This window comes from Lactonifactor longoviformis DSM 17459, assembly GCF_900129135.1.
Lineage (GTDB): Bacteria > Bacillota > Clostridia > Lachnospirales > Lachnospiraceae > Lactonifactor > Lactonifactor longoviformis.
On the sequence record NZ_FQVI01000011.1, the window covers coordinates 100,753 to 127,339 of the forward strand.

Here is a 26,587-nt window from a genome sequence, read left to right on the forward strand (position 1 = left end):
ATCACAGTATCTTCTCCGACTCCCCTGAACTCTCGGTAATATCATACAAATCATCAAAGGAAATCTTAGTATTTACAATTTTTAGAACTCTTGCCGTCTCATCAATTCTGGATACCATCCCTGTCAGTTTGATATATTCATTTTTACAGAAATATACAACTGTTATAATGTCATTTTTATGCACCTGCCTCAGTTTTCGATCCAGTTCTTCCTGATAGTCTTCCGACAGCGTTCCCTTTGGCAGCACTACCTTTTCTTTCCTGCGCAGGGCATCCGGATAGCCTTTCAGGGCAGCAAACGGCATAAACTGCTTTGCCCTTTCCTCTCTGCTCATTTTAGATACCACTTTTATGCCCTCCTATCTGCCGGTTACGCTCCATAGCGGTCGCTCCCTCCTGAAGGTTCATGCCTTTTAGAATCGCATTCTTTCCATATTTTTCTTTAATGTTAAGCATAGCTTCCTGCATTTTATGTTCCCGCTCCAGCTCTGCCGGATCTGTAAACAGGTCATACTGCTGATACCTCTCGTCCACCACATGATTAAAGGTAAGGTTTATCCTGTGAATAGGTACAGACTGATCCACAATCCGTTCATACAGCTTCATTGCAGATGCGATTATCTGCTTTGCGGAACTGGTGGTAACTGTCATAGAAGCTGTCCCATGTGCGGATTTCTTCTGTAACCGGCTGCTGTATCCCACATGCAGGGTAATGGAATCCGTCACTAGCCCTTTATCCACAAGCTCCAGAGAGAGCATATCAGCCATTTCCTTCACAACCAGTATGGCATCCTGATAGGAATAGTCGCAGGGAAGTACCTGTCCGCTTGATATACAATTTTCTTTGGTCCGATACGCTTTGATGTCAGCCATGGTAACGGGTTCCCTTCCCCATGCATGGTCAATGAGAAGCTCCGCGTCAACCCCGAACATCTTGTACAGCATCACCTCATCGGCCTTTGCCGCCTGCTCCATGGTAAAGATACCAGCCCGCTCCAGCCGGTTTGCTGTCCCTGTCCCGATTCTCCAAAAGTCTGTAAGAGGCCTGTGGCTCCACAAAGTCTCCCGGTAGATCATCTCATCTAAAACGCCGATGTGATCCTCCGCATGCTTTGCCGTGATATCCAGAGCAATCTTAGCCAGATAAAGGTTGCTGCCGATTCCCGCAGTTGCAGTAATCCCTGTGGTGTCCAATATATCCTGCATAATCTTAATGCTCAGTTCCTTTGCCGTCATCTGGTACATAGACAAATAGTCCGTAACATCCATAAAAACCTCATCAATAGAGTAAATATGAATATCTTCTTTTGCGATGTATTTCAGATAAATACCGTAGATCTCGGCAGAATAATCAATATAGAGCTGCATTCTGGGAGGTGCCATAATATATTCTATTCCTGCCGGAATCTGAAATACTCTGCATCTGCCCGGTACTCCCAGCGCTTTCATAGCTGGTGAGACTGCCAGGCAGATTGTCTTTTCCGTACGCTCCGGATCCGCCACCACTAGTTGGGCCTTCATCGGATCCAACCCTCTCTCCACACATTCTACCGAGGCATAAAAGGATTTCAAATCAATACACACGTAGATTCTGTTCTCTGTCACTTCCGGCCGCCTGCTTTCCTTCTTAATTATCTTCACTGCTATCATTTTACCAGAACAGGAGTTTGTTTTCAACCGGCAAACTGCCCACAGATTTCCCGGTCAATTCATGGCTGCTGCTCCCTCTGCGTCCCATAACCAGCCCTGTAAGCTTTTGGATATCAGCAGTGTATCGGCAAATTATTTTATATATATAAAATTTCCTGCGATTGTTTTTTATATATATAAAACCAAAAGTAAGGCATGGAGTATCCAAAATTCCTCTTACCAGCCGCTTGCCCCCCGCCCATTGCGGAAATAAAAAAGGTACAAAGGCATCTACATCCGCCTTTGCACCTTCTAATTCTAATGACAATTATTAATCTGCTTAATCCACAGACTTGAACAGGGTACTTCCGAAAGATTACTGAGGCTGTGCTTCTTCTTGGAATCCACATAAAAAGCATCGCCCTCATGAAGCACAAACTGCTGTTCGTCCAGCGATATCGTCAATTCTCCTTCTAACACGAATCCTATCTCATCGTAGGCATGGGTCCATTCCTTCTTATATTCGCAGTGGGGCTCCACAACAATCAGAAGCCCGTCCAGTCTCTCCGGGCCAAAATTGATTGATTCATAGCGAATCTGGCCCTTCTGCTCAAAAACGATTTTTCTGTCCTTCGCACGGATTATATTCTGTCCCCAATTCTTATCATCCAGCAGTTTCACAAGTTCTATATCTAAGGCCGCACAGATACGCTGTATATTATCAAGCGTGGGACTGCAGAGGTTCCTTTCCAGATTACTGATAAAAGCAGGGGAAAGCCCAGTCTCATGTCCCAGCTGTGTGAGTGTCACTCCCCGCCTTTTGCGCAGATTCCGCACCCTTGTTCCTATCCCTTCTCCCATTAACCTTATCTCCTTTTGCCTCTGTGTTTTTACCAACGACAAAATCATATCATTTTTTAGGAATAAATTACAAGTAAAATTTTTTACGATTGTAAAAAAATCTGTTGACTTTATTTGAAGCTGCATTTTATAATACACATAATCATAAAATATTTTTTATAATTATAAAATTTTAAGGAGGGTTTTTATGCAGCGCCAAAGTCCAAGTATTTTTAATGATATTGTCGGTCCCACTATGATTGGACCTTCCAGCTCGCACACATGCGGGCCCTCACGCATCGGTTTTCTGGCACAGCAGCTTCTTCCGGGAACTTTGAAAAAAGCTTCTGTGGCTTTCGCGCGGGAGGGAGCCTACACAATGATGTATAAGGGGCAGCGCTCTGATATGGGGTATGTGAATGGTCTCCTGGGCCGGCGTCCTGAGGATCCCAGGCTTCGCAATGCCTTTGGGGAAGCCGAAAAAGCCGGTGTGGAAGTCAGCTTTGAAATACAGGATTTTCCTGCTATTGTACCTAATATCTCACATATCACTTTAGAGAATACAGAAGGAAGACAGGTTACTGTGCATTCCGATTCCACCGGGGGAGGCACCGTAAAGTTATTAAAAATTGATGACTTCGACGTGTCCATCGTAGGAGACTGCTACGAACTCATCGTGAGAGCAGACTGCGATACAGCTGAGCTTGGGCACATCTGCACCTACATACAGGCATTGAATGGCAGAGATGAAGGAAGCAGCGTATCCGCCCTCGAAGGACGCGGACTGATTAATCTAAAATACCGGACTCCTTTACAGGAACAGGTTCTTGAGCAAATAAAAAAAATACCATCTGTCTCTGAAGTCATTATGATGGAGCCCGTCCTCGCAGTTCCCTCTAACCGGCACTGCAGACTCCCATTTGCCAGTGCAGAGGAAATGTTAGCAATGTCACACTCCGAGAGCAAGGAGCTGTGGGAACTGGCCGTGGAGTACGAGATGGCCCGCAGCGGCTGGAGCAAGCAGCAGGTTTGGGATTATATGAAATACGTTGTGGATACCATGGAGCACAGTGCAAAAGAGGGCCTGAAAGGCGGGATCGATATGCGCGGCATCATCTCCCCCACTGCAGGCAAAGTTGAGAACTATATAAAAAAGGATTCAAAAGCGCTGGATATGGGAGTATTAAATACAGCCGTTCCCTGGGCCATGGCTACTATGGAATACAGCAGCGCCATGGGAGTTGTTCTCTGTGCCCCCACCGGCGGTTCAGCCGGGGTCTTCCCCGGAGCTGTGCTGGGCGTTGCCAATCATCTGGAACTCTCCACAGAAGAAAAAATTCGTGCTATGTTTGTTACATCCATCATAGGTATTGTCATGAGCAAAGATTGCAATTACTCTGCGGAATTATACGGGTGCCAGGTTGAACCAGGAGCAGCTTCCGGTATGGCAGCAGCCGGACTGGTATACATAATGGGCGGTACCTCCGAACAGATGTGTCAGGCCGCATCCTGTGCCGTACAAAATATTCTTGGTACCATATGCGACCCGGTGGCGGGATTAGTGCAGATCCCATGCATTAACCGGAATGCCATGTCCGCGGCAAACGCTGTGGTATCCGCTAATATGATTCTGGGCGGTTTTGATCCCCTCATTCCTCTGGATCAGACTGCAGAGACGCTTTTTCGCGTAGGACGGCAATTGCCTTCCGAATTGCGGTGTACCTGCCATGGCGGATTATGCACTACTCCCTGCGGTCAGCAATTAGCGGCAGAACAAGAAGCCCGGGATAATAACAGAGCGTAAGACACTGCTCCGGCACTTATCTTATGCAGGTATAGTTTACCTGTGAATACCAGTATATACCATTATTTTCTCACCCTTAGTATCAAATTTTCCATTGAACTGAAAACCAAGCTGCTTATACAGGTGTATTGCTGCCGTATTGCTCTCATATACGCTCAGATACACCTGTTTTTTTCCATATTCTTGGTACAGCCGTTTCAGCAAAGCGGAGACGGCCTCCCTTCCATACCCTCTGCCCTGATGTTTTCCATCTATCAGGATGCGATCCAGCCATACTTCACCCTCCGGTTTAGAAATTTGGAAACAGCCATACATAGCAAACCCTACCAGCATACTGCCGTCATAGATGCCCACCGGCCGCCATTTTGGACATGCGTCCGCCTCCTTCATACAGTCACGGACACTCTCAATAAATCCTGCCTGTTCCGGTAACGTCTGTAAGTTCTCCACTTCTTTCCTGATTGCCGGATTTACCGGCACAAAATGTAAATTCATAGTCTTACACCTGTTCTCTTTCTGTTTTTATATCTCTGTACAATAATAACGGGGAGTACAAGCCTGTCACCTGCCTCTGAACGAAAAAACCGGACAAAACAGGGTCAATTCCGGCTGCCTTATGATGAAGTTGTACGCAAAATCATCTTAGCAGCCGGTTTGGCCAAACTGTTTTATCCGGATCCTTGCAGGTACGCCCGCATTCCGTATATCTATACTAACAGACAGCAGGAAATTCGTCAATCCTGTGCGGCAGTTTAAACGTCATACCCAAATATGCTTATCCGTAACCATTTTATTTTTTTCTCATACACTTTATTAAAAAGAGGAAATATCTATGTGTTATAACGACTGTCACTGCAATTGCAGCAAGCCGCAGGAACTGTGCTCCTATGCGCAGTATGGCGTCCAATCCAGCCCTCCCTCCAAAACGGATCTGCCCATGTTGACTCTCTTTCAGGAGGGGAAACAGATATCTCTAGCAGATACTAAAATCATACTGGAACCAGGATATTTATACCTGATAGATTTTATATTTTTAGCAACACCGGAGGCTGATAGTTATATGCAAATTACGCCTAAGATAAACGGAGCGCTCAAGCTATTATACTCATATTTTGCTCCAACCGGATCTGCGTCACGTAATGCTTCTGCATCCGGAAGTTTCACAATCCCCGTTACCGAAGACAGTACCTCCGTGTCATTCAGTCTGACGTATCCGGAAACTGTCAGAAATATAGATATAACCGGCGCCATATCTGTTACTGCGCTGCACAAGATTACAGGAAGCAAATGCTGCTAACGTAACCTGCTGCGCCAGCGGTCTGTATATATGACAAAATTTCCCGCAGATGATGCGTCCTTACTGTCAAAACGATTGCTTCCAAAGTCCGCACGCTTTTCATCTGCGGGGAACTTCACTGCGTCACTGCCTGTACAAGATACCCGCCTCATAGGCTCCAAGCATACCGTTTTTCCCGCTGCTCTCATTGCAGATAAGTGTCTCGGCATCCCGCCACTTTTCCGGCAGGGAAAAGGCCGCCTCTTCACTGCTAAAGTTCGCATACACAAGTATTTTGCCGCTCTCGCAGCTCCTCGTATATGCAAAGATCCGCTCATGGTCCCTTGCAAGCAGTTCAAACTTGCCGTCTACAAACACCGGATATTTCTTTCTCAATCCAATCAGTTTCTTGTAGCAACAGTAGACCGAATTCTCATCCTCCATCTGCTGCTTTACATTGACTTCGGTATAATCAGGGTTCACCTTGATCCAGGGGGTTCCATCGCTGAATCCGGCATTCACCCCATCGTTCCACTGCATGGGTGTTCTGGCGTTGTCCCGGCTTCTGGCATGGATGGAATCCATAATATCCCCCTCGGAAAAGCCATTAGCCAGCCGTTCCTTATACATGTTGATCGTCTCTATATCCCGGTATTCCCCGTACTCATACTGTACGTTCTTCATGCCAATCTCTTCCCCCTGATAGATGTAAGGCGTTCCCTGCATTCCGTGAAGCACAATGGCAAGCATCTTCGCGGACTGGCTGCGGTACTCCCCGTCATCCCCCCAGCGGGAGATTATTCTGGGCAAGTCGTGATTTTCCCAGAACAGGCTGTTCCAGCCGCACCCGTACAGTCCCGTCTGCCATTTCTCCATGATTTCCTTGAATTTCACCAGTGAAAATGGCGCAAGATCCCACTTCTCTTTTCCCTCCTGCTGATCGATTCCCATGTGTTCAAACTGGAATACCATGGAGAACTCGCTTCCGTCCGGATTGCTGTAGAGCTTTGCCCGCTCCACGTCTGCACCCCAGGCCTCCCCTACAGTAATAAGATTACCTTTCCGGAAGGTCTCACGGCTCAGCTCCCGGATAAATTCATGGAGCCGCGGCCCGTTTCCTGTAATCAGGCGATCCGGTTCCTTGGCTATTTGATCGATAACATCGAGCCGAAAGCCCCCTACTCCTTTTTTCATCCACCAGAGAATCATCTCATAGATCTCCCGTCTCACCTGCGGATTCTCCCAATTTAAATCCGGCTGTTTTACAGAGAACTGGTGGAAGTAATACTGAGAAAGCTCTGGCACCCATTCCCATGCTGAGCCGCCGAAGGCCGCCTGCATCTCATTGGGCGGCTGGCCTTGTGCACCGTCGCGCCATACATAATAGTCATGATACGGGTTATCCCTGCCCTTTAGCGCTTCTCTGAACCAAACATGCTCGTCTGACGTATGGTTAAGCACCAGATCCAAAATGATTTTTATGCCCCGTTTTCCGGCTCCGGCAATCAGCTCCTCCATATCTGCAAGGGTACCGAACATAGGATCAATATCCTGATAATCCGAGATATCATATCCATTGTCATCCTGGGGAGAACGGCACACTGGAGAAAGCCATACGGCATCTATTCCAAGATCGGCAAGATAGTCCAGTCTGCTGATGATTCCCTGCAGATCTCCGATTCCGTCTCCGTCACTGTCTTTGAAGCTGCGGGGGTATATCTGATAGATTACCGCCCGCTTCCACCAGTCTTTTTCTAATGCTGCTGTCACTGTACTCGCTGTTGTCATTGTACTTACTCCTCTCTGCTGCATCTCTTCGCCCACACAAATTCATGGGGCAAAAGCCAGACATCCTTCATCCGCCTGTCTTCTCCGGTAAATAAATCAATGTACATGCCCTCTTCCTGCATCCAGGCTGTCCTCCCCTGACTGCTGAAGTTAAAAATCCCAAAAAACCGTTCTTCCTCTGTCTCCCGCATTATGCAGAGAACCGCATCGTCTTTTACATCATATGTATAGACGTCTGCCTCTTGAGAAAATACCTTCTCCCGGCTGCGAATCTGTTCCAGCCTGAGAAGTGCCGGAAATATCTGCCCCTCCACCGTTGTCCCGTCCTTACGAAGCCCGGCAAGATCCCAGCGGAATTTCCCGCGATGCACATAGCGGGAATCCATGGATTTCAGCGGGTCCTCTTTATAACTATAGTCATTGACCTGGCCAATCTCATCTCCGCTGTAGAGCATCGGTATTCCCGTCTGCGTCAGCATATATGCGTGCAGCATGATATCCAACTGAACCGCTGCCTTTAGCCTGACTGCATTCTGCTCAAATCCCGCGCTCTCTATTCCGCACATAGAAGCTGTTGTTCCGCAGAACCTTGCGTCTTGTGTGACCGGATCATCGTTGTACAGCTCCCCTCTGCTCACGCTTCCATAAAACCTGCCGGTGAAATAATCATTCAGGAACCGCTTGTGGGGCACCTCCTTCATTCCCCACCATTTTAAGGTATCATAGTCAAGTCCCCAGCCTATATCATCGTGACACCTTAAATAGTTCAAAAAGGTGTATTCTTTGGGCAGGCCATTGACAGCGTCCAATTGCTTTCTCAAAAGCCGGATATCACCGGCCGCCACACTGTTCCACGTAGTAGCCATAGTTGTCACATTATACAGCATATGGCACTCCGGTTTTTCTACTGTTCCGAAATACGGCACCACCTTTTCCGGTTCCATCACAACCTCCCCCAGCAAAATAACGCTGGGGCAGACGATCTCGCTGATGATGCGCATCATGCGCACAATCGTATGCACCTGGGGAAGATTGCGGCAGGAAGTTCCAAGCTCCTTCCAGATGTATGGAACCGCATCAATACGTACCACATCAATACCGCGGTTTGCCAGATATAGAAAATTGTACATCATCTCATTGAACACTCTTGAATTGCGGTAGTTCAAATCCCACTGATAAGGATAAAATGTCGTCAGCACGTGGGCATTTTGCTCCGGGAGATAGGTGAAGTTACCCGGCGCGGTAGTCGGAAACACCTGCGGCACTGTCCGTTCATACTGTCTCGGTATCTCATAGCTGTCGTAAAAGAAGTAGCGGCTCTTATATTCCCCGTCGCCTTGTCTCGCCTTTATCGCCCACTCATGTTCCTCAGACGTATGATTCATTACAAAATCCATACATACGTTTATTCCTTTTGCATGGCACGCATCGGTAAGTTCGCTCAGATCCTGCATCGTGCCAAGCTCCGGTCTCACCTTCCGGAAATCAGCCACCGCATATCCCCCGTCCGAACGCCCCGCCGGTGTGTCAAGGAAAGGCATCAGGTGCAGGCAGTTTACATTACATTCTTTCAGGTAGTCAAGCTTTCCCTGCACCCCTTTTAGAGTACCTGCAAAATTATCGATATAAAGCATCATGCCAAGCATATCGTTTTTTTTGAACCAGCCCGGGTCCCGAAGCCGCCTTTCGTCACGGTTGTGGAGCTTCTGCCTGCGCATATTATAATATTCATACATCTGTGTACACAGTTCTGCGAACATATCGCCATTTTGGTACAATTCCATGTAGAGCCAGCGCAGCTCGTCATGGTGCCTTGCCATTCTGTCTTGAAAAATATCTGCTTTCTTCCCCATCGCTTCACTCCCTACCTGTCTCCGCCTGAGAATAGTTGCTTCACAGGGCCGCTTATCCCCCTTCCCAGGCCATAAATCACATTGCTTAACACATACTGTCCCTGATTCACGAAAACCTCAATTAGATTAGGCTCCGCAAAGATATCAAGCTCATACCGTCCGCAAAGGGAAGGCGTACTGCTTGTCATGCGGTACTGCTCTGCCTCTTTTGTATCCCGTTCGTAATCTTTTCTTGCAAATACCCTGGTTCTGTCTGTCCGGATACAATCGTTCTCAGCTTTGATACAGTATCCGCCGATATCCAGCATATCTCCTTCTTTTAACACCGTCTTTATCCGAAAAGGCTTGTGATAATCGATCTCTTCCCTTCGCAGCATTTCTTTGCTAAAATACCGCTCCGTCTCTGGGTGCACGCGGAAATAAATGTGCCCCGCCTCTTCCTCCACCACCCTCGGAAGACACATCATGCCCTTCCACGGATTCCTGTCCGGTGCATCGGCTGCATATGGCATCCGCATCCACGCAATCATGACCCGTCTGCCATCTTTGTCAAGAGTTGTCTGCGGTGCATAGAGATCCAGTCCGTAATCCACAAACTGACTAGGTCTTAACAGTTTAAGCTCACAGCTTTCCTCCTCAAAATCCACCGGTGCACATATGGATTGATGGGCATATTCCAGACCATCGTCCAGAATGCCCATAGGAGAACCCATGAACACATAGCCTTCCCCCGCCATAAAAATATCAGGGCATTCGAGTATTTTACCAAAGACTTTATCCCGGCACTGGTTGGCATATGTCCAAGTCCTGGCGTCCCTGCTCTTGTAGAACAGCACCCGTCCGTGCTTCCCTTCCAGGGTGCTCCCAAGAATCATATAATAAGTATCGCCGCTTTTCCACACCTTCGGATCTCTCGTATGGACAGCATCAGCGATTGTCACATCTGCACTTACTGGAATAATCTGCCGTTTATCCCTCCAGTTGTCGAATTGGTACCCATCCGGAGAGGTAATCATCGCCTGGCTGGTCTCAAACTTTTCTCCCGGACACAGATGTATATTTTCCGGTTCCTCCTTCAGATACCGCACCGCTGAATAATAGAGATACAGCATACCGTCCTTTTCAATGGCACTGCCTGAAAACACCCCGTTTCTGTCATAATCCTTCGTAGGGAAGAGGGCAATCTCCTTATGCTCCCAGTGAACCAAATCGTCACTGACCGCATGTCCCCAATGCATGGTCCCCCACACCGGAGCATAGGGGAAATGCTGATAGAACAGGTGATATTTTCCTTGATAATAGATAAAACCATTCGGGTCATTGATCCAGTTTCCCGGAGCCTTAAGATGTAATATATCTTTTATCATATTATTTCCTTTTCTTTCCTCATGTTATTTATTTTACCGCCCCTGCAACAACGCCGCTGATAATCTGCTTTTGAAGTATAATATACAGAATCAGAATCGGTATTACGCACAGCAGAAGACCGGCCATAATTGTTCCGTAATCTGCAGAGTACGTGCCGTAGAAGCTGTAGGTCGAAAGCGGAAGCGTCAGAAGCTTTTTATCTGTCAGCACTAGTGATGGAAGCAGAAAGTCATTCCAGAACGCCAGCGCATTTAAGATTACCATCGTAGAGATAATCGGCTTAAGCAGCGGGAACACAATTTTGAAAAATGTCTGTCCGCGCGTACACCCGTCTATGTAAGCCGCCTCCTCCAATGCGATGGGCACACTGCCTTTGATAAATCCATGAAACATAAATACCGACATCGCCATAGAAAATCCTGTGTGCATGAATATCAAGGTAATCCTGTGGTTCAGCATATTCAAGGTTCCCCCGTAAATGCTGACCAGCGGAATCATAATTGCCTGAAACGGTATAATCATAGATGCCACCATCAGTGCGAATGTAATTTTGGATATCCTATTGTTGTGACGCACGATGTAATATGCCAGCATGGCTGCGAACAAGGTCACAAGAAGTGTCGCCGAAACTGTTACAATCAAAGAGTTCTTAAAGGCATTCATGAAGTCCATCTGTGTAAACGCTTTAACAAAATTGTCAAAGGACAGTCCCTTAATAGTGTACAGCCAGGAGAACGGGCTTTTAATAATATCTCTCTTCTGCTTCAAAGAGTTGATTACTACCATCAGGAACGGGAACATATAGGCAAGAAATATAATTATCAATCCTGCCGTAGCCAGTATATTGGCCGCTTTTCTTTTATTTCCGCCGATTGCTGTCTGCTTCATTATGCTTCCACCTCCTTCTTTTTCGTCAGGTACACCTGAATACCGCTGATACATGCAACAATCAGAAACAGGATAAGCGCCTCCGCCTGCCCCAGCCCAAACTGTCTGGAGGTGAACGCTTTCTCATACACATGCATGGCGGCCATTTCTGTCGTTCCGTAAGGCGCTCCTGCAGTCAATGAAAGGTTTACATCGTACACCATAAACGCACGAGACAGTGTGAGGAAGAGGCAGATTGTCACCGATGACATCATAAGCGGCATTACGATACTCCTCATCTTTCTCCAGCCGGAAGCTCCGTCGATGCTGGCCGCTTCCATAACATCCTCGCTAAGTCCCATAAATCCAGCCACATAAATAAGAATCATATATCCGGACAGCTGCCACACAGATACCATCACCAGCGCGAGGAAAGCTTTCGTGGGATCAGAGAGCCACGATACCCCGAAGAGGTTCCAGCCGGTAGCCTCGCCGACATTTACAAACACTCTGGAAAATACAAACTGCCATATATATCCCAGAACAATACCTCCGATTAAGTTAGGAGTAAAAAATCCCGCTCTGAAAAAGTTCTGGCCTTTCATTCCCCGTGTCAAAAGATAGGCCAGCAAGAAGGCAATTACATTTACTAAGAGAACCACCAGTATTACATATTTGAACGTCAGACCTAGAGAGGTCCAGAACTGCCCGTCCCGCAAAACCCCCGCAAAATTCTTAAAGCCGATAAAATTCTTCACTTTAGCCACACCGTTCCAGTCTGTCAGCGTAAGGTATACCCCATAGATAAACGGTATCATTACCACAGCAAAGAAGCAAAACATACCCGGCAGTGCAAACATACAGAAATCTTTTCCTCTATTTTTATTTCTCATCCTTTTCCCTTCTTTCCTACTCCTACTCTTGCTCTTTCCAATATTCTGCGATAGATTCTGTCAGTTCCTCCCTGTCGCTTCTCCCGGCCAGATATTTCTGCATCGCCGCACCCAGCACCGCCCAGTGATCGTTGGGTACGATGGCTGACGCGTTAAATGTCTCACCGGCCTGTACCTTCTCGTAAATATCTGCGCTCAGGGGATCCGCCGGCTCATATGGATTGTTGATAAAAGGTGGTATCACATTGCAGGTCTTTACAAGCATCTGCTGTCCGATCTCAGAAAATACGATCCAGTTTAAAAATTCCCTGGCTGCGGCCTGCTCCTTCTCCGACGCCATTTGCCCGTCCAGCATTACCTGCTTCGACGGAGATGCCTGAATCTTCTGATTTGCAAAGTCACCGGCATCGCTGTTTAAGAAGTACGGAAGGAAGCCGTACTCATCTTCTTCCCCCGCGCCCGCTTCGGTAAGATTGGGCCATGCCCAGTTTCCGTTGAACCAGAACGCCGTCTTGCCGTCCGCCAAGTCTATCGCCATCTCATCGTAATCGGCTCCCAGCGGATCGCCTTTCGCCACATTATATTTTTTCAATACGTCGAACATATCCAAGAACTCTTCCAGTCTGTCATATGTGTCAAGATCACATTCTCCGTCCTTAATCTGTTGAATCATCTCCTGTGCCCCTTCTGAAGTGCCGTCATAGGTCTCATAGATATACTGCAGATGATGCGCTCCAAGTGACCAGTCCTCCTTCGCAAGCGATACAGGCTTCTCAATTCCGGCGGCTTTTAGCTTTTCAAGAAGCTCTGTAAAGTTATCTAATGTGGCAATGGACTTCGGGTCAAATTCCTCACCCAGTGCTTCTTCAATCACTGCTTTGCTGTAAATCAGCCCTCTTCCCTCAATACATAGCGGAAAACTGTAGACTTTCCCATTGACCTCTGTCAGATATTCCCCGGCCTGCGCAGTCCATGCTTCCCCGGTCAAATCTGCGGCCTTTTCCTCTGCCAATGCAATTACATCCGTGGTATCCAGAATTGCCATTGTAGGCGGTGTTCCGGAATTATACATGCTGACCACCTTAGTGTAGGGCGAATCTCCGTCTGTCACCGGCATGACTTCCACATGCACGCCAGACTTCTCTTCAAATGCAGCTGAGACCTTCTCCAGCGGAGCCTGTATCTCTGCCTTTGAGTTTAGAAGTGTAATCTCTGTTCCCTCTAAAGACGCATCATATGTAAATGTGTCTGCGGATGTGTCAATCGGTACTTCTTTTACTTCTTCATTCGGATCGTCCGGATCACTTGCAAATCCGAACCGGCAGCCCGTCAGTGTTGTCACCGCCAGCACTGCTGCAAGCAACCCTGCTATCCCTTTTGCCCTTACTTTCTTTTTCATTCAGTCAATCCTCCTAATCTCCCGTTACTCCCTATACCCGGCTTTGGGACTTTTCATTTACACGTTTCGCTTAACCGGTAAAGTAACCGGTTACTTTTATGATTCCAGCATAGCATAGATATACTTCTTCGTCAATCACCAAGCTGATTTTCAGCAATAATATACGATATGGACTACCCCAAATTGTAGACATGTTACAAAACCGGTTACTTAACCGATTACTTATTGCCCTGGTATTTGAATTTTGTTATACTTGTACATAGAATTACATTATAAAGAAAGCAGCGTGATAATTATGGCCCAGAAAAAGAGAGTCACATTTGACGATATTGCAAAATATACCAACTTTTCCAAAACAACGATCTCCCGATACTTTAACAATCCGGATTCCCTGACGCTGGAGAACCAGCAGATCATCTCCGATGCGCTGGTGAAGCTGGATTACAAAGAGAATAAGGTAGCGCGCATTCTCGCCAGCGGGAAAACTGAGTTTATCGGCATCATCGTGCCCAATCTGTATCTCCGCTATTACTCTGAGATGCTGGATCAGATACTCTCCACCTACGAGACCTTTGGCTACAAGTTTTTAGTCTTCATCGGCAACGGCAATGAGGAGAGCGAACGGCGCTACATTCAGGAACTTCTCTCCTATCAGATAGAAGGAATGATCATCCTAAGCCACACCATTCCCTCCCGTGAATTGGCCGGACTGTCTATTCCAATCGTTACAATCGAACGTGAGGACCGCTTTGTATGCAGCGTCAACACCGACAATTATATGGGTGCTGTACAGGCCACGAGCCTCCTTGCCAGACACAAGTGCGATGTGCTTATTCACGTGAATTCCCCAACTCCGGAAGAACGCCCGGCCTACGGACGGATCCAGGGCTTTCGGGATTTCTGTAAGGAACATCACTTGAAACATCAGGTCATCATCGAAGAGCTGGGAAACACCAATGAGAGCAGTCAACGTCAGATGAGCCATATTTTAAACCAGATTGAAATGAACTACCCCAACCAGAAAAAAGGCATCTTCGTATCAAGCGATACATATGCCAATGTCCTTCTCAACCTGCTCTTTCGCAAGTACGGTACCCTGCCGCAGGATTACCTGATTATCGGCTTTGACAATTCTCCCGTTTCCGAAGAAGCTATTATCCCGATCAGCACCATTGGGCAGCAAATTGAAAAGTTGGCGTACGAGGCTGTCAGTATGCTCGTCACACAGATGAACGAACGTAAAAAAAGACGGCCCGTTCCTTTGAAAGAGCCCATTCACAAGATGGTCACTCCCATCCTTATCCGCCGGGAAACCACGGAAGGATTTTTAGAATAGCAATAAAAGCTCCCGAAACATCCGGGAGCTTTTATTGCTATTCGTCTTCCGTAATATAAAAGTTCTTAAGCATTAGCATTTTCTTTATCTTTGAATAAATGCAGCTTAAATATGACAAATCGGGCAATAGGCTGTGCAATGCACATCTCCACAAACAAAGAAATTGCAAAATTTCTCGGCCATTTATAAAAAAACATTCTTATGGGCTCCATCGTGACAGAACGTGTCCCAATCCATGTGCCAAGCACTGTTAAAAACACAGACATTAAAAGTACCGTACATAATATATTTACAACAATATGTGCGTTAAAACTGTCTCCCTCTGATATTATTCTAGCTGTCATCCTTTCAGCGGGAATATAAGTCAATAGAACAATGGCGATCACGCATAACCAAACAAGCGGTAAGATACTTAACACGTCAGCCCATACATATAAATGAAAGCCTGCCTCAAAGCAAGTAATAACAGGTGCTATGATATTCACGGAAATAATAGAGATAATCCCCATAAATAATGCAAATTCTTTTTTATTGCGTGGTAACTTCATATAAAAATCCATAGCTTTATTTCTCCTTTTCAACAAAAAAACAGCATGAAATCATTTGATTTCACGCTGAACCATTATACGCGCGCATTTTTTACAGACAAATTATACCACATAAACTTCTAAATCTTCAAGCGAAAATTTCAAAATCCTCTAAATTGGAAGCCTTACTCGTGTTCTCCTTACTAATTTCTATTGCTTCATTATTTTCTTCAGAATCCACTAGTTTTGCTAAATCCATTCGTTCTTTGATTTCATTAACCCCATCCCATGTGATTGTAATATCTTTGCCTGCAGAGTATATTTTGCCTGCACTTCTTGTTTTAGGTACATTATGTTGTGATTTAATTAGTCTGCCTAAGCTGTAAAATAAATTATCGCTTGGATAAACAGATTGTGCGTAAATAGTTGTTCCAATTATAAACATCTACATATGAAATAGGCATATCTGAACCCTTCGGGATATTAGAAATTCGCTCCCCCATTCCGGGCATTGCATTTTTGGCTATAGATAAATTGCCCTTTGGGCAGCAGCCTGTCCATGGATGTGCGTGGAATCAAAGACGGGAAGCACGGAATCCTCCTGTTTTATCAGCATTCCAATCTCAGTACATCCCAGGATAACGCCCTCTGCACCATCCATTTTCAGCTTTTCTATAATTTTCTGGTATTGCACACGTGAAGCATCCAAAACCATGCCAAGACACAGTTCATTATAAATCACACGGTTTATCTTCTCAATATCCTTTTTCTCTGGTATCACTACAGCAATGCCTTTTTCAAACAGCCTTTTTTTATAAAAATCCTGCGTCATTGTGTACTTAGTCCCTAATAACGCAACCCTTTTTATATTATGTTCCAGTAAAGCCTCTGCAACCGCATCCGCGATATGAAGAATGGGAACCTTTAGTTTATCCTGCATCTGCGGTACAATCTTATGCATTGTATTTGTACAGATAACAATAAAATCTGCCCCTGCCTTCTCAAGATTTTTAGCGGCTTCGCTGAGAATGCTCTCGCTTTTCTCCCAGTCCCCCTTTGCCTGACATTCCTCTATCTCTGCAAAATCCACACTATAAAGTATTATTTTAGCCGAATGCAGACCGCCAAGTTCTTTCTTAACATACTCATTAATAATCTTATAATATGATATTGTACTTTCCCAACTCATGCCACCCAGCAAACCTACTACTTTCATACCACATACTCCTTAACTCATTTCATTATTTATTTTTCTTCTTATCCATACCAAGTGCAATAAATCCTGCCGTGACAGCCAGTGCAAGCATAATATCATGTTCTCCAAGGGGATCGATGACTATAGAATACAGCAAAAATGCTGTACAAATCAGTAATACGGCTAATAGTATCCATCGTAAAATTTTTTTGTCCATCTGCAGACCCTCCTTCTTCCAGTTTTCCTTCCGTCCAGTACCAGACCACCACCATCACCACATGCCATAGTCCAAATAGCAATGCCTGAATCTCAGAATATTTCCTGCGATGCAGATGGATACCGCAGCAAAGGAGACCCCTGGTACTGCTTTTTCAGCGCCTTAAATCCACGTAGGAAGCGGCAACCATAGAGGCAATGCCGTGAATGTAAAACACCATCTCAGTCTGGAAACGTAAACTTCGCTTTTGGCGGCATATTCTTCCACATCTCTTTCACTTACTAACATTCTAAAACACATGTATTAAAACGCCTGTATTTATTATAGGAAAAATGCTCGCTGTTGTCTAGAGCGGGTTTTGTTTTAGAACCCCAGATCGGAAAGCCACTTTGTAAGCTTCTGTTCCCTGCTTTTCAAGCTTCCCGCTTCTCCCTGATATTTTCCCAGATGCTTTTCTCCTGCTATCACACCATCCATCATGAACAGTACCCTCTGTGTTTTCGCCGCCACCTTTATATCATGGGTAACAAGAAGGACCGTTGTACCGTTTTCATTTATTTTCAGCAGTATATCCATAATCTCTCCGGCAGCTTTTGAGTTAAGCGCCCCGGTAGGCTCGTCTCCGAAAAGAATTTCCGGCTGGTTCATCAGTGCCCGGCAGATGGATGCCCGCTGAAGCTGACCGCCGGATGCCTGTGTAATAGGACGGTCCGCCAGCTGCAAAATTCCAGTCTGTTCCATAAGCTTTTTGCCCCGCTCCTTGATTTCCTGCTTTGTTTCCCTTTTTGAGAGGCAGGCGGACAGAAGGATATTGTCAAATATATTCAGGTTTTTCAGAAGGTTATTCTGTTGGAAAATAAAGCCCATCCTAGACAGACGGATTTTTGCAATCTCGTCCTCTGACATTGCAGAAAAATCTATATCGCAGAACCTGACGCTTCCCTGTGTTGCTCTGTCCATGCCGCTGACGGTGTATAAAAGCGTGGATTTCCCGGATCCGGAGGGTCCCATGACAGAGAGAAACTCCCCCCTCTCTATCGTCATACTGACATCATGCAGCACCCTCTGCCTGCTGTTTTTTCCCACGTCATATTCTTTGATTAGATGTTTCACTTCGAGTATAGTATTCATATTAACCTCATTTCTGTTTTTTTAATGGATATTTAAAGTTCTTCCCACTCATGGAAAATAAGTGCCTGCTCTATTCTGCTGCCATCATAACGTGGATACTCCGAACCGTCTTTCTGCACAGAATCATGACTGCGGCTACTGCCAGCATCAATGACAGCGGGCATAAAAGCCAGGTATACAGGGGGTTTACCACAAATCTCATATCCGATATTCCTGATATAAGCAATCCCGCCAGCTTCCCGCCCAGCAGGTTGGCCGCCAGCACCCCACAAGCCACTCCTGCTGCCAGGATTACTACGGCACGTGTAAGATACTGCTTCATGATATGGTTGACTGTAAAACCCAGGCTTTTCATAACCGCAGTCTGTCTGGCCTCCTTCGTCATAAGCATCTTGAAAAACATGCCTGTTATCAGGGCTGCCACTGCAAGTGCAAGTACAAAAGCGGATTTTACCACCAAACGCAGCTGATCGATCACACCGCCCAGCGTCTGCTCCACATATTCTGTTACATCCGTCACCTTCGCCGGATGGAAGGTTTCACTGTATTCCAGCCTCTTTTCCTCCAGGGAAACGCCGTCCTTCAGGTCGATATTCACCGTGAACCATATCACTTGCTCATGGTCCACAGGAAGAATGGCTTTCGCTGTCTTCCCCCCGTTGGTGACATCCTGATAGATACCGGATACGGTCATCTGCCGTTCCCTGCCCCCCACAATCAGGTTCAGATTGTCTCCAGGTTCCTTCTGATACTCCTTTGCATTCATGGACGACAGTGCAATTTCATTTTCCTTCTGTGGTGCAGATCCTTTCGTATACTCCAGAGGAAACAGGTCAAAATCTCCGATTTCTACCTTCATGTTATCGTATGTCCCATTACTGTTCGCCGCCTTATACGTGCAGGTAAACATAGCCCCATACTTAGAAACATCCCCATCCTTTTTCAAATATTCTTCCGTTTTCTTATATCTTGCAATCATATCCGCCGTATGCTGCAGGTCAAGACGGAGATCGCATTTTCCCGCGCCCATATAGGTGACAAAGTTTGATGACTCTAGTGTATTTAAAAGGTTAATGGGAACGATCATCAAAAAGGTGCAGAGGGCAAACACAAAACATAAAAGTCCGTACATCCGGAAGTGTCCCAATACCTCATTCACTCCCAGAAACAGGTTCACATCTTTTATCCGGCTGTGGGAAAGAGTATATGTTCCCGCCTTTCTGCCCTTGTCCGGTGCCGTGCCAAGGCGCAGCGCTTCCAGTGCAGAAATATGGCGGAAACGGCGCAGAACCAACATACAGAAAACGATAATTGCGCCAAAGACAATTCCAGCGCCTGTTACGGGAAGCAGCCAGTTCCATATGGTCTGCTTTCCTCTTCCCATGTACAGAGAAATATTTGCTGTAAACAGATTCCCTGCAAACAGAGAAAGCAAATATCCCACCACACAGGCCACAGCAGAGATCAACGTATATTTCACCATATAAAGTTTCCTGATATCCTGATTTGAAATCCCTATTGCCTTCAGCACTCCGATCTCCCGGTAATCCTCCTCTATGGTGGTGAGCATGGTAAACCGCAGACAAAGCGCGGCAATCAAGACCAGCAGGCAGGCAATAAAGATAATGACAGCTGCGGCAATCCCGTCAGACATTCCATTAATCACCTTTACCAGAGAATAACCCATTGCCGTACCCTTCTGGGGCATATTGGAATCCTGGTAAAGCGTTTCCAGTTCCCTTACTCTGGACGTATCATAGAGCTGAAATTCAATCAAATATTCTATATCACCTAAATGCTCACGCAAAAGTTCCCAATCTCCGTCACTGACCAGAAAACGTTTGGAGTTTATCATGGAAGGATTCATCAGGCTGTCACGCAAAAACGCCACGATGGTAAAATCTCTCGCAAAATTCCCAGCCGCGACCTGTACTTTGTCCCCGGGCTTTAGATTGTATCGCTGCATATGATAAATCGGTACTGCTATTTCCCCATCGGATACCTGTAATACCTGATTATTCGTATCCAGAAGATAGTCAAACTGCTGATTCTGCCGGACGAAGGAGTTTTCCATTAAGCTGTCGGCCTCAGATTGCTCCTGACCTCCTATATAAATATTAGCTCCATTGATACCCAAAAGCTCTGTGGTCTGCTGTGCTTTAACAAGCCGGCGGTTTTCTTTTACGAAATCATCCAGCTCCATCTGCTCTACCTCCCCTGCATGGAGCTGTGAGAAATGCGATGCATCCGCACTCGCAAGCAGCGTATCCATGGAGCCTGACAGCGTAAGAATAATGGTAATCGCACCGGATACCAACATTGCTGCCAGGATAAAAAATCCGCATAGGGCGGCAGTAATCATCCGGTTTCTCCTTAAATCATTTTTTAACATGCGCAGCATCATAAGCCAGCCCATCCTTCCTGTGTTCGAAATTATACTGATATATTTTTATACGATACTAGTTATTAGACCGTCAGTCTGTCGATAAATGATTAAAAAACAAAGAGACTTTTTGTCCCCTTATTTTTTACTATCCTGAAAAAGAGGTAGTATTGCTTCCTGCATGCTGCCCGGCTCCATACCCAGAAGCCGTTCCAAATTGTAGATAAGTGCCTCTATTTTCTTTTGTTTTATTTCCTTACCATTCTGCGCAAGATCATCAAATACCGTATTGGAATACAGCAGAGTCATTTCCACCACTTCCGCCGGGTAATCTGTGTGGCATATTCCCTGCTCTATGGCTTCTTCTATCAGTTCTGTAACCAGAGGATTGACTTCCGCCAGCAGGCTTTCCTGCAGTTTCTGATGCAATAACGCATTCTGGGGCTTATGTACCTGCTCCAGTATCACACTGCCAACAGGACTCTCTACATTGAGTGCACGTACAGCCAGCGTAAGACGCTGCAAAACCGGCACTTCCTTTTGATGGGTAATCCACTTTGCCTTGGCGATTAACCGATCTGTGATTCGATCTATCATGGCGTCCAGAATGTCTTCTTTTGACTTAAAATGATAGTATAGGGTTCCTCTGGCAATTCCAACCTCATTCAAAATATCGTTGGTACTAGTATGGTCAAACCCCTTTGTCCCAAACAGTCTTTCCGCCACATCCAGTATTTCATTTCTGCGTTCCTTCGCTTCTTTTACCTTGCGCATTGCTTCTACCACCGTTTCATTATAAACTCGTATACCGACAATCTGTCGATAACACTTTATCATGAATGTACAGGAATGTCAATTTAATCCGACACATCTTCGCTGTCGCAGGCTGTTAACGGTTATGGTTCTCCAGGCTGTTTTTCTGTATCAATATAATATTCTTTCGTCAAATCCAAAAAGAGGTTTATCACAGGGTTGTTATTATTAGGATTCACCACACACACATAGGCATCCGTATATTCCGAGTCAAACTTGATAGAATGATAATGCGGATTATTCAATGATGTCGGATCATATGGATTTGAAATTGTAAGTCCATTTTCTGACAGCACCTTAAAATAAGCAATTTCCGACGAAGGTACTTCGACCTGATGCACATCTGTGAGATCAAAACGGCCTTTGAATATCTTATTCACCTGATAGCCATTGGGCCCTGTAAAATAAAATGTTTCCCCTGCAAGATCATGATATTCCAGTGACTGTTTGCCTGACAGCCTGTGATGTGACGACATAACAATAAGAGCATCTACTTTTTTCAGCTGCTTGACATCAAATCCCAGTTCATGCCAATGAGGGAAATCAAGACCCATTGCTATATCGATGCTTCCATTTGTCAGTCCTTTAATCTGCTCCCAGGAATACAATTTGCTGCACTGTATTTGCAATGACGGGAAGTCTTCACGGAGTTTATTGATGATTGACAAAAAAATATACTCTGCATAATATCCCGCCTGAAAAGAGATTGATAAAGAACCGCTCTTCCCTTCTGTAGCCATCTCCGCCATTCTTAGGGCATAGTCCATCTGTAAAAGCGCTTCTTTCACACCATCGTACAGTATCTGACCAGGCTTTGTAAGACGCAGAGGTTTGCTGTTTCGATTGAAAAGCGCATACCCCAATTCGTCCTCCAACATCTGTATCTGTCGGCTGATTGTCGGCTGAGATGTGTAAACCTGTCTTGCCGCATGAGTGAAATTCCCGGTTTCGGCAACGGAAATAAAATACTTGAGCTGTAATAAAGTCATAACAACCTCCACAGAGTATTCCTATACTCGTATCCTTAAAAATCCATTTTCACTATAGCACACAAACAGGGCATCTGCAATAAGATGCCCTGTTTGTGATTCTGGTTCGAAATTATTGATTTCCCAGCTTCCTACAATGCTCAACAGAAGTTTTTACAAACTCTTCATACATTTCATCAAAACCCATAGATTCGATTTTTTCCAAAGCAGTTACGGTAGCCCCTCCCGGGAGCCTGAGGGCAGTTTCAAGATCTTTCAGACTAATATCAGAAGAAAGAATCATCTCCGCGCTCCCCTTCATTGTCTGGGCAAATAACCGGATTGCCGTATCAGGATTCAATCCGTATTTTTCAGCCTCTTTTATCATTAAGTTAGAAATATGATAGAAGAATCCCGGAGCCGAACCATTGAACGGAAGAATCTCTGCCATCATGCCATCCGGAATCTCCTCTACGATACCGGATAATCTGAGGATAGACGTGACCTTCTCTACATCTTCATCTGTACAGTTTGCATTACGCGATACCGCAAATGCCCCTGCTCCTACCCGTGAGCTCATGTTCGGCATACAGATAACTACTTTACAGTCCTCACCCAGATGTTCCGTATACCATGGCTGCTCAATACCCGTAACAACTGTCAGCATTAGCTGTCCCGGCCTGTAGCACGCCTTCAGCTCGTCGATAATAAGTCCTGCCACTTTAGGTGTCACTCCCAGAACCAGCATTTCTGAATGGTCAACCAGTTCTTTCATGTTGTCAAATGTCGCATAGCCTTTCGATGCATAGTCTTTGCGGGTATCTTCATTGATATCATAGATACCGATTTCAGCCGGATTATAATCCTCATTAAGCTCTGCTCCTGTGTGCATTGCACGAATAATGTTTCCTGCGGCAATAAAACCATAACGTAACATAATTGTTTCCACCTTTCTTAAATGATCGTTTTAATATATTTATTTGTAATACTCATACACCACTCCATGTATTCTTTTGAAGGTGTTTTAACATCCGGCAGCTGATATGTAAGCCCCAGTTTGCGGTAAGTATCCGTCCCCAGCCGATGATAAGGCAGCAGCTGCAGGCAATCCACTCCAGGCAGTCCCATAAGAAATTGCCCTAGCTGCTCCAAATCTGTTTGTGAGTCATTCACTCCCGGAATCAACGGTCTGCGGATAATCAGCTTCATACCACTTTTCTCAGCCCCGGCTTTCCGTATATTATGCAAAATAATGTCATTGGGTACACCCGTGTACTTCATATGAGCCTTGGTATCCATAAGTTTCAAATCCACAAAAGCGGTGTTTGTATTTTTTAAAATCGGCTCAATCTTACTCCATTCTCCATAAAAAGAGGTTTCAATACAAGTGTCAATGCCCTCCCAGCATGCGCGGCTCACCAGATAATAAGTAAATTCCGGCTGAGCAAGGATTTCTCCGCCTGACACGGTCATCCCTCCGCCTGAATGGAAATAAAACGGAATATCTTTTCGGACCTCTGCCATAACTTCTTCAACCGTCATGACAGCCCCATAGGTTATGCTTCCATCCAGGGTAGTCTGGATTCCTTTCTGATGACTTTCCGGAGTTGAACACCACCGGCAGCGCAGCGGGCACCCTTTCAAAAACACAACTGTCCGTAATCCATCTCCATCATAAATAGAACTTTTTTCAATCCGAAGCACAGACCCCTGAAGATCCATTTTTTCATAACTTTGATATCCCATTTTTCCGCCCTTTCAATCAGCCCCAGTTTGCAATCTCTGTACGCTGGATTATGTCGTCCTGGATATCCTTGCCCAGTTCGACAAAGAATGCAGTATATCCCGCAACTCTCACCAGCAGATCCTTGTGGTCTTCCGGATGCTTCTGTGCATCTATGAGCACCTCAGGATCAATAATGTTGTATTGGGTATGATAGATATCCAAAGTACACTGTGTTTTAAGCAGAACCATCATGTTAGTTAACCCGCGCTCGCCTTCTAAGAGTTTTGGATCAATCTTCAAGTTCATCTGTGTCCCCTGCGTAAAACGTGCATGCGGCAAATTACTGATAGATTTCAAAAGGGCCGTAGCTCCATTTACATCCGTACCTCCCGTGGCGCCAATCCCATCTGCAAGCGGCGTCCATGCCTTCCGTCCGGACGGAAGCGCTCCTACACTCTGTCCGATCGGCACATTGCCGGATACCGGAAGCATGCCCGCAGTCAGCTTTCCAAAGGGAGAGTCATATTTCTCAATCTGATCTACCAGATAATTGTAGATTTCTCCCGCACAGAAATCTGCTTTCGGATCATCGTTGCCGTATTTTGGCGCCTCCATACACATCTTATGAATCTCCTCATATCCATCGAAGTTGGCATCCAATGCTTTGCAAAGTTCATCCATGGACACTTTCCTTTCATCGTAGACAAGATATTTCACATCTGCTACAGAGTTTATGATATCTGCCTGCCCGATGATATTGATTCCATTTCCCACATTAAATTCAGCTCCTCCATTGGCATAATCTTTACCCACCTCCATACAGTGCGGATAGGTAAGAGAAAGTGCCGGTACCGGCCGGTAGTTCTCACTGAGATAATCCAGATAAGAATTCATGGTTGCCATCGTATGTACAAAATAATCTATTTGCTTTTTAACTGCTGTCATAAAATCATCAAAAGTCTTGAAATTGCGAGGATCACCTGTCTGAACGGACACCTGTTCACCTGATTTGCGGCTCTTGCCATTTGTCATAACCATATCTAAAACTCCGCCCATGCTGATTTCCCCAATATCCGTGTAGGATTTTAAGCGGCCTTCCAGATTCGTCTCCACACAGCCGCACGGAGTCCAATCCCATGCCTGTGACAATGGAATCCCCTTATTCAAGAGCATCTTAATCCCTGCATCATCATGATAAACTGCCGGCATAGTGCGTCCCATCCGAATACACTCTGCTGCTTTTCTTAAAAATGAATCCGGGTTCTTGGAGATATTGTAGCGCACTGTCATGTTTGGCTCTTTCAATGCAGTATCTTCTGTTGCCTGAATCGTCATATAGGATAAATCATTCACAGCATCATTACCATACTGGTCGATGCCTCCTGCACAGACCTGAACCGTCATATTATAACCTGCAGAAAATGCAGCACTCTCGCCATCCTGAAATAATCCCATCTCCGCAATCTTAATCCAGAAACAATCCAAAAGCTCCTGTGCATCATCCGGTGTTAATGTACCTTCTGCGATGTCCTTTTTGTAATAGTCAATCAAATACTGATCCATACGTCCCAAGTTATAAGAAGACGCATTTTGCTCCATAAAGATACAGAACTCATAAGTAAGCATACTCTGCAGCGCCTCGTAGAAATTACGCGGAGGATTTGCCGGGACATTACGGTTCACCTCGGCAATCTTAAGCAGCTCGGCCTTACGTATCTCATTCTTTTCTCCTGCTGCCATCTGTTCTGCCAGGTCTGCATGACGGTTAGCAAGTGATATGATACCTTCGGCTGTAATAATCAGAGATTTATAAAAAATAATCTGCTTCAGCACATCTTCGCCTGCTGCATCATCAAGTGCTGCCAGTTTTTCTTCTGCTTCCTTCTTAATGCCATTGATCCCTTTTTTCAGCAGTGTTCTCCACCCCGGTGTGTTTTCTCCATATCCGCGGACAAACTTTTTGTCTACATACAGCATACCGCCATCGCGCATGGTTCTGACATCTTCCGGCATCATCGCATTCCAGCGGTCAAGAACACATTTTCCTCTCCAGTATGGGGCAACTTCTTCCATAAAAAGCTTCTTGTTTTCTTCTGAAAGGTAAAAAGGGTCGTATTTACGTGTACTGATTGTATCTAACTCCTTCTCGATAACAGAACAGGCGGAATCCGGGTTAAGAATTCCTGCACGCGGTTTGAATGCAACTCCTCCTACTAAGAGTTCACGATCCTGTATGAAAATCGGTTTGTTTTCATACACCATCTTCATAGCTGTCGCCTTCTGAATCTGCCACGGCTGACCTTCTGTCGCTTTGAATCCCTGTGTTACATAATAAGCATCCAGAATATCCATTTCCACACGGTGGGACATATAATTTTCTCTCAACGCCTGTATTCTTTTCATATAAGCTTTTGACATGATATACTTCTCCTTTATAAAAGTTTTTAATAAATACCTGATCCGTTATTTAGGGATCGTTGTGCATTCACTCTTACCCAGCTGTTACACTTTAACGTCCTTCTCTTGTTAAAATAATAACACTACTGCCTCCAGATGTGAAATATCCATGTCAAAT

Annotated in this window: 24 protein-coding genes; 2 read left to right on the forward strand and 22 right to left on the reverse strand. The window is 45.5% G+C overall.

What is annotated here, in order from left to right; genetic code table 11:
• Position 1: 1 nt before the first annotated feature.
• The 3 genes from BUA56_RS11860 to BUA56_RS11875 all read right to left on the reverse strand — a co-directional run bounded on the left by BUA56_RS11860 (position 2) and on the right by BUA56_RS11875 (position 2,489).
• Positions 2–346 (reverse strand): YolD-like family protein, encoded by a 345-nt coding sequence (locus BUA56_RS11860; RefSeq protein WP_341443421.1) that lies wholly within the window; start codon positions 344–346, stop codon positions 2–4.
• The gene (locus BUA56_RS11865) at positions 336–1,649 is read right to left on the reverse strand and encodes a Y-family DNA polymerase (RefSeq protein ID WP_187143924.1); all 1,314 of its coding nucleotides are present in this window, start codon (positions 1,647–1,649) and stop codon (positions 336–338) included. The genes BUA56_RS11860 and BUA56_RS11865 overlap by 11 nt, the downstream gene beginning before the upstream one ends.
• A gap of 297 nt (positions 1,650–1,946) precedes the next feature.
• A complete protein-coding gene (locus tag BUA56_RS11875) occupies positions 1,947–2,489 on the reverse strand; it encodes a helix-turn-helix domain-containing protein (protein WP_072851966.1) in 543 nt (180 codons plus the stop codon).
• A 187-nt stretch (positions 2,490–2,676) separates the two neighbouring features.
• Here BUA56_RS11875 and BUA56_RS11880 point away from each other — a divergent pair, with 187 nt between their 5' ends.
• The gene (locus BUA56_RS11880) at positions 2,677–4,272 is read left to right on the forward strand and encodes an L-serine ammonia-lyase, iron-sulfur-dependent, subunit alpha (RefSeq protein ID WP_072851967.1); all 1,596 of its coding nucleotides are present in this window, start codon (positions 2,677–2,679) and stop codon (positions 4,270–4,272) included.
• 36 nt (positions 4,273–4,308) lie between these two features.
• On the opposite strand, the gene BUA56_RS11885 is transcribed toward BUA56_RS11880, so the two are convergent.
• The 8 genes from BUA56_RS11885 to BUA56_RS11920 all read right to left on the reverse strand — a co-directional run bounded on the left by BUA56_RS11885 (position 4,309) and on the right by BUA56_RS11920 (position 13,716).
• Complete coding sequence (locus BUA56_RS11885) at positions 4,309–4,767, reverse strand: GNAT family N-acetyltransferase (RefSeq protein WP_072851968.1); 459 nt, start codon at positions 4,765–4,767, stop codon at positions 4,309–4,311.
• 561 nt (positions 4,768–5,328) lie between these two features.
• Entirely contained in the window at positions 5,329–5,523 is a 195-nt protein-coding gene (locus BUA56_RS23340; RefSeq protein WP_207650932.1) for a hypothetical protein, read from the reverse strand.
• Between the two features lie 169 nt (positions 5,524–5,692).
• Positions 5,693–7,336, reverse strand: coding sequence for a glycoside hydrolase family 13 protein (locus tag BUA56_RS11895; RefSeq protein WP_072851970.1), 1,644 nt, complete (start codon positions 7,334–7,336; stop codon positions 5,693–5,695).
• 5 nt (positions 7,337–7,341) lie between these two features.
• Positions 7,342–9,189, reverse strand: a complete 1,848-nt coding sequence (locus tag BUA56_RS11900; protein ID WP_072851971.1) for an amylosucrase — start codon at positions 9,187–9,189, stop codon at positions 7,342–7,344.
• Positions 9,190–9,200: 11 nt separating this feature from the next.
• Positions 9,201–10,556, reverse strand: a complete 1,356-nt coding sequence (locus BUA56_RS11905; protein WP_187143906.1) for a glycoside hydrolase family 32 protein — start codon at positions 10,554–10,556, stop codon at positions 9,201–9,203.
• 28 nt (positions 10,557–10,584) lie between these two features.
• Positions 10,585–11,445: a carbohydrate ABC transporter permease gene (locus BUA56_RS11910; RefSeq protein WP_072851981.1), complete on the reverse strand. Its 861-nt coding sequence runs from the start codon at positions 11,443–11,445 to the stop codon at positions 10,585–10,587.
• Positions 11,445–12,317: a carbohydrate ABC transporter permease gene (locus BUA56_RS11915; protein WP_072851983.1), complete on the reverse strand. Its 873-nt coding sequence runs from the start codon at positions 12,315–12,317 to the stop codon at positions 11,445–11,447. The genes BUA56_RS11910 and BUA56_RS11915 overlap by 1 nt, the downstream gene beginning before the upstream one ends.
• Before the next feature lie 22 nt (positions 12,318–12,339).
• Positions 12,340–13,716 carry an ABC transporter substrate-binding protein gene (locus BUA56_RS11920; protein ID WP_072851985.1) on the reverse strand — a complete coding sequence of 459 codons (1,377 nt, stop codon included), beginning with the start codon at positions 13,714–13,716 and terminating at the stop codon, positions 12,340–12,342.
• A gap of 295 nt (positions 13,717–14,011) precedes the next feature.
• On the opposite strand from BUA56_RS11920, the gene BUA56_RS11925 reads away from it, so the two are divergent.
• A complete protein-coding gene (locus BUA56_RS11925) occupies positions 14,012–15,052 on the forward strand; it encodes a LacI family DNA-binding transcriptional regulator (RefSeq protein ID WP_072851987.1) in 1,041 nt (346 codons plus the stop codon).
• 65 nt (positions 15,053–15,117) lie between these two features.
• On the opposite strand, the gene BUA56_RS11930 is transcribed toward BUA56_RS11925, so the two are convergent.
• The 11 genes from BUA56_RS11930 to BUA56_RS11975 all read right to left on the reverse strand — a co-directional run bounded on the left by BUA56_RS11930 (position 15,118) and on the right by BUA56_RS11975 (position 26,430).
• Entirely contained in the window at positions 15,118–15,612 is a 495-nt protein-coding gene (locus BUA56_RS11930) for a hypothetical protein (protein WP_072851988.1), read from the reverse strand.
• 115 nt (positions 15,613–15,727) lie between these two features.
• A complete protein-coding gene (locus tag BUA56_RS11935) occupies positions 15,728–16,024 on the reverse strand; it encodes a hypothetical protein (protein WP_072851990.1) in 297 nt (98 codons plus the stop codon).
• A gap of 78 nt (positions 16,025–16,102) precedes the next feature.
• Positions 16,103–16,795 carry an aspartate/glutamate racemase family protein gene (locus tag BUA56_RS11940; protein ID WP_072851992.1) on the reverse strand — a complete coding sequence of 231 codons (693 nt, stop codon included), beginning with the start codon at positions 16,793–16,795 and terminating at the stop codon, positions 16,103–16,105.
• Positions 16,796–16,820: 25 nt separating this feature from the next.
• Entirely contained in the window at positions 16,821–16,991 is a 171-nt protein-coding gene (locus BUA56_RS23195) for a hypothetical protein (RefSeq protein ID WP_167594274.1), read from the reverse strand.
• A 363-nt stretch (positions 16,992–17,354) separates the two neighbouring features.
• Positions 17,355–18,122, reverse strand: a complete 768-nt coding sequence (locus BUA56_RS11945; RefSeq protein WP_072851993.1) for an ABC transporter ATP-binding protein — start codon at positions 18,120–18,122, stop codon at positions 17,355–17,357.
• A gap of 70 nt (positions 18,123–18,192) precedes the next feature.
• A complete protein-coding gene (locus BUA56_RS11950) occupies positions 18,193–20,514 on the reverse strand; it encodes an ABC transporter permease (protein WP_242946767.1) in 2,322 nt (773 codons plus the stop codon).
• 129 nt (positions 20,515–20,643) lie between these two features.
• Entirely contained in the window at positions 20,644–21,279 is a 636-nt protein-coding gene (locus BUA56_RS11955) for a TetR/AcrR family transcriptional regulator (RefSeq protein WP_072851995.1), read from the reverse strand.
• A 122-nt stretch (positions 21,280–21,401) separates the two neighbouring features.
• Entirely contained in the window at positions 21,402–22,307 is a 906-nt protein-coding gene (locus tag BUA56_RS11960; RefSeq protein ID WP_072851996.1) for a LysR family transcriptional regulator, read from the reverse strand.
• Positions 22,308–22,419: 112 nt separating this feature from the next.
• Positions 22,420–23,223 (reverse strand): pyrroline-5-carboxylate reductase family protein, encoded by an 804-nt coding sequence (locus tag BUA56_RS11965; RefSeq protein ID WP_072851997.1) that lies wholly within the window; start codon positions 23,221–23,223, stop codon positions 22,420–22,422.
• Between the two features lie 17 nt (positions 23,224–23,240).
• Positions 23,241–24,032: a radical SAM protein gene (locus BUA56_RS11970; protein ID WP_207650933.1), complete on the reverse strand. Its 792-nt coding sequence runs from the start codon at positions 24,030–24,032 to the stop codon at positions 23,241–23,243.
• 16 nt (positions 24,033–24,048) lie between these two features.
• Positions 24,049–26,430: a glycyl radical protein gene (locus tag BUA56_RS11975; protein ID WP_187143910.1), complete on the reverse strand. Its 2,382-nt coding sequence runs from the start codon at positions 26,428–26,430 to the stop codon at positions 24,049–24,051.
• Positions 26,431–26,587: the final 157 nt, after the last annotated feature.